Below are 4,045 nucleotides of genomic sequence, written 5' to 3'. Positions count from 1 at the left end.
TCCCGAAGCGCAGGCGAGACCGCGCCCCCTTCGTCAAACTCACCGATGCCGAGATCGCCGCGCTGGAGGAGATCGTGACGACGGCGTTCTCGAATTGACGTCAGCCCGGCCCCCCGCACGGCACCCAACCTAAAGAGTGTTGATTTCCACCCAGAACTGAGCCGGAGGAGGGGTCCTGAGGATCGGACGGGGCTAGGGCAGGATCCAGCCGAGAAGGGCGAAGGCGGCGACGCCGGCAAGCACCGTCAGGAACAGGCTGCGCGTAGCCAGACCGACGGAAAAGCTCACCAGTGTGGCGAGGAGGGAGATACTCCAACCCGCCTCGGTAAGAGCCGGGTGCCCCAAAACTTCGCTCACGATGATCGCCGCCATGATCGCCGCGGGCACGAAGTTGAGCCATTCGCGCACAGCGAGTGGGAAGTTCAGCCGCGAAAGCAGCACGATGGGCAGGGCGCGAACCGAGACGGTGACAGCGGCGCACAACAGTACGGTCAGGAGGAAGGACGAAGCCATTGGCGATTCCGATGCAGGTTACGAAGCGAAAGGAGGGCGCTTGCCAAAGCGCCGACCACGGTGGCAGCCAGCAGCACGATATTGGCAGGTGCAGCATGGAAGAGGATGGCCACCATTCCTGCGGCGACGGCGATTGCCACAAGCTCCAGAGAACGGGTATCGCTGGCAAGATAGGTGAGCAACAAAAGACCGACGAACATGGCCGTCAGGCTGAAGCTCAGGCTGTCGATCATGCCTTCGGGCAGGTAGTGAGCCAGCATCGCTCCGGCCAGGTTGGCTACGATCCAGTTTACATAAGCCGTGAGGTTGAGGCCCAGAAGCCAGCGGAACGGCAGTTCCCCCGATGCCTTGGCCCGCTGCGCCGCGACCCCAAAGGTTTCGTCGGTCAACAGCGCTCCGCCAAGGAATTTCTCACCCCAGCGCTTGTTCTGGAAGAAGCGCGACAGATAGGAACTCATCAGCAGATAGCGAGCGTTGACCAGTAGCACGCCGAGAACGATGGCGAGGATTCCGACATTGGCCAAGGCAAGCGAATAGAACAGAAACTGGGCCGATCCGGCGTAGAGGAGGGCTGCCAGCAGGGCTACCTCGGTCACCGAGAATCCGGAAAGAGTGCCGATCCCGCCGGCCGCAAAGCCAATGCTCCAGTAACCAAGAACGGTGGGCAAGCAGGCTATGACCCCAGCCTGGAAGCCATCTTCCGGCGCAATATGATAGGTGGCGGTTTGTTCGCTCATGGTTTGCTCGCTGAAATCACATAGGCCGCCATCGGGACGATGAAGCTGCTGCTCTCGCGGTAGTTGACACTGATGTCGGCGGCCATGGCGTGCCGGATGTTCTCAAGGGCCGCCGCCGGTTGGCACCGCAACTGTGCACCGGATCGCACAGAGCCAGAAAACTCGGCCTGAAACAGCTCATCTGGAGTCTTCAATCGCCAAGGGACGATCTGAAGCCGCGAAGACACCGTCGTGGTATCGAGGCCGGCCCGGCCTAGAGTGGCACGCAGTTCAGAGAGGCTCAGGAGATGGTGGTAGTCAGGCCCTTCAGGGACGGGGGAAGGAATGACGGCATGGCGCTCCACCGCCGTTTCGAGAATGAGCGCGGCGGCGTTGCGCGTGCGTTCCGCCCAAAGGGTGAATGTCAACATCCCACCCGGTTGCAGGACGCGCGCAGCCTCAGCGAAGACCGCTGCGGGATCAGCAAAGTGCTGCACCCCGAAATTGGAAACGACGGCATCGAACGCCGATCCTTCGAAAGGCAGGTCCAGGACGTCGGCGATGTGAAATGTAGCGTCGGGATAGGCGGATCTGGCCTGCGCCACCATATGCGCAGAAAAATCCACACCCTGCGCATCGGCCCCGCACGCGGCCGCTGCGCCGGCGGCATAGCCCGGCCCCGTTGCCAGATCAAGCAATCGACACCCCTCGATCCGTGGCAGAGTGCGTAGGATGGCGGGAATGAAGGCGCGAGTGACATGTCCCCAGGAACGGTCGTATTCGGTCACCCTCTCTTCCCAGCCATGACACTCGAATTCGCGGAAACTGAGCCGTTCGTTGGCTTCGGATTGACTTCTGATCATAGCTTGGTCCTCAAGCGGAAATGCGTTGATCGAGATAGCAATCGCCCGCGTCGTAGATCATCGAGATCACGAGGCGCTCAGGCGAGGTTGCGGCGTTCTGGCAGGCGAGGTGATAGTTCGCTCCGCTGGTCGGGCCTGGGTAGAAGCCCGTTTCGCGGGCGAAGCGTTTCTGACCCTCGAAGGCCTCAGCGTCTGAGACGGGTATGATCCGGTCAACGTGCGCGAAATCGAGAAAGGGCGGCAGGACGCCCACGGCTGTTCCCTTCTGCGCATGGTCGCCGAACCGGCCTTCGGCGAACGAACAGTTTTCTGGTTCAACCAGCACCAGTTCCACAACGGCGCAGGATTCCCGCAGCACTGTGGCGAGTGCGGCAGCATGTGCCCCGGTTCCCGCTCCCAGGACAAGACTGCACCCCGCGAAACGATCCAGATCGGCTCGCACCTGCTGCACAATCTCGGGGCCGGTTTCGTGCAGATGTGCCTCGAAGTTGCCGGGATTGGCGAACTGGTTGGTGAAGAAATAGCGGTTCGCGTCGGCTGCCAGTAGAGTTGCGACGACATCCTTGGGCTGCATGCCCTGATGCAGGAGGTCCAGGCCAACCAGACGGGCACCGTATTCCTGACAAAGGACGCGCTTGAGCGGTGAAAAGGAGAGGCCGATCACCAGATCGACGCCAATATCGTGCTTGGCTGCCTCATATGCCAAGCCGATGCCGAAATTGCCACCGCTCTTTTCTAGGATGCGCCGCGGGCCACCGGGGCGCAACTCGCCAGCCACAATCGCGCTTTCGATGATATACCGGGCCGCGCGCGACTTATGGCTGCCTCCGGGGTTGAGGTGCTCCATCTTGATCCGAAGATTGGTGAGCGGAGAGATCACAGGCGTCATGGACATCCTCGTCACGAAAGCCCCGCCAAAGCCGGAGTGCGCTCAGCTTCGCGGAAGGTGCCCGTCACCACAGGGCCACGACCATGCAACAGAGTGGTCCCACGGGCGAGATCCTCGGTGAGCGTGACATCGGGGCCGATGAAGCAGTCGTCACCTACTATGATGGGTCCGAAGACCTTGGCCCGCGCGCAGATCTGTACCCGGTCGCCGATAGTAGGATGGCGTTTGCCGTCATGGGCATCGGCAACATCGCGCCCGCCTAGCGTGATATTGTTGAGCAGATAGCAATCGTCGCCGATTTCCACGGTCTGGCCGATGACTGTGCCCCAACCGTGGTCGATGACAAACCTTTTGCCGATGAGCGCCTCGGGGTGGATTTCGATACCCGTATTCGAACGCGCGGCGAAGCTCAGATGCATGGCTTCTCGCGTCGTTCCCTCATCGTCACCGGCATGGCGAATGAGCTGGTGGGAAAGGCGATAGCTGAAAATAGCAAAGTAGGTGGAATACACCGAAACCAAGCAAGAGATTGGCTTGTGCCGGACACTGGGGTCGCGTTCGTGATAGGCTAGCAGGTCGGTGGAAACTTCTTCCTTGACGGCATCCAGGGTCATTTGCTGGGTGCGCGTATCAAGGCTCGAATGGATCAGATCAAAGGCAATCTTGGCCAAGCAGCGTAAGAGATCGAAAGTGCTTTGCTCAAGTGTGCTGCGAGCTAACGGGCGCAAATTGTACATCGCGGAGCATCTTTTCGTTAAAGGGTTCAGAGTGAACGGCCCCTTTTGTGTGCCATTCGCCACCAAGACCCTAGGGAGTAGAAGATCGCACGTTATAGGAGATTCCTGTCGTTTGACCGAGGCTCGCAGAAGCAAAGCCGTGGTGACAGCATCTTGGTGGGAAAATCCTGCTATCGACAATCCGGGCGCAAGGGCCCTACGTTCTTCTTGTACGCTTTGATGCAGGGTAAGAAATGGGGAAGGACCGAGACGACATTTGCCTGTGGAGCGATCGGCAGATCCTTGGCGGCCTCGAGTTGCTTCGGGCAACTTGCTTTGAATTCCGCT

The 4,045-nt window shown here is 60.2% G+C and carries 5 protein-coding genes; all 5 read right to left on the bottom strand.

Features of this window, described 5'->3' with window-relative positions:
* Window positions 1-192 precede the first annotated feature (192 nt).
* From C5F48_RS22260 to C5F48_RS22240, 5 genes are read right to left on the bottom strand one after another with little or no spacing between them, the layout of a single operon-like run.
* Complete coding sequence (locus tag C5F48_RS22260) at window positions 193-513, bottom strand: AzlD domain-containing protein (RefSeq protein ID WP_107665925.1); 321 nt, start codon at window positions 511-513, stop codon at window positions 193-195.
* Window positions 492-1,250 carry an AzlC family ABC transporter permease gene (locus tag C5F48_RS22255; protein WP_107665924.1) on the bottom strand — a complete coding sequence of 253 codons (759 nt, stop codon included), beginning with the start codon at window positions 1,248-1,250 and terminating at the stop codon, window positions 492-494. The genes C5F48_RS22260 and C5F48_RS22255 overlap by 22 nt, the downstream gene beginning before the upstream one ends.
* Window positions 1,247-2,092, bottom strand: coding sequence for a class I SAM-dependent methyltransferase (locus C5F48_RS22250; RefSeq protein WP_107665923.1), 846 nt, complete (start codon window positions 2,090-2,092; stop codon window positions 1,247-1,249). The genes C5F48_RS22255 and C5F48_RS22250 overlap by 4 nt, the downstream gene beginning before the upstream one ends.
* A gap of 10 nt (window positions 2,093-2,102) precedes the next feature.
* Window positions 2,103-2,981, bottom strand: coding sequence for a PLP-dependent cysteine synthase family protein (locus C5F48_RS22245; RefSeq protein WP_170139734.1), 879 nt, complete (start codon window positions 2,979-2,981; stop codon window positions 2,103-2,105).
* A gap of 11 nt (window positions 2,982-2,992) precedes the next feature.
* Window positions 2,993-3,718 (bottom strand): serine O-acetyltransferase, encoded by a 726-nt coding sequence (locus tag C5F48_RS22240; protein ID WP_107665921.1) that lies wholly within the window; start codon window positions 3,716-3,718, stop codon window positions 2,993-2,995.
* Between the last annotated feature and the right edge of the window lie 327 nt (window positions 3,719-4,045).

The sequence above is a fragment of the Cereibacter changlensis JA139 genome, assembly GCF_003034985.1.
Taxonomy (GTDB): domain Bacteria; phylum Pseudomonadota; class Alphaproteobacteria; order Rhodobacterales; family Rhodobacteraceae; genus Cereibacter; species Cereibacter changlensis.
Note: the sequence above shows the minus strand (reverse complement) of the source record. Positions and strands in the feature narration are given on the sequence as shown.

Coding starts and splice junctions, on each gene's coding strand:
- C5F48_RS22245 (WP_170139734.1), bottom strand. CDS start 2,981: ATGACGCCTGTGATCTCTCCGCTCACCAATCTTCGGATCAAGATGGAG.
- C5F48_RS22250 (WP_107665923.1), bottom strand. CDS start 2,092: ATGATCAGAAGTCAATCCGAAGCCAACGAACGGCTCAGTTTCCGCGAA.
- C5F48_RS22255 (WP_107665924.1), bottom strand. CDS start 1,250: ATGAGCGAACAAACCGCCACCTATCATATTGCGCCGGAAGATGGCTTC.
- C5F48_RS22260 (WP_107665925.1), bottom strand. CDS start 513: ATGGCTTCGTCCTTCCTCCTGACCGTACTGTTGTGCGCCGCTGTCACC.
- C5F48_RS22240 (WP_107665921.1), bottom strand. CDS start 3,718: ATGTACAATTTGCGCCCGTTAGCTCGCAGCACACTTGAGCAAAGCACT.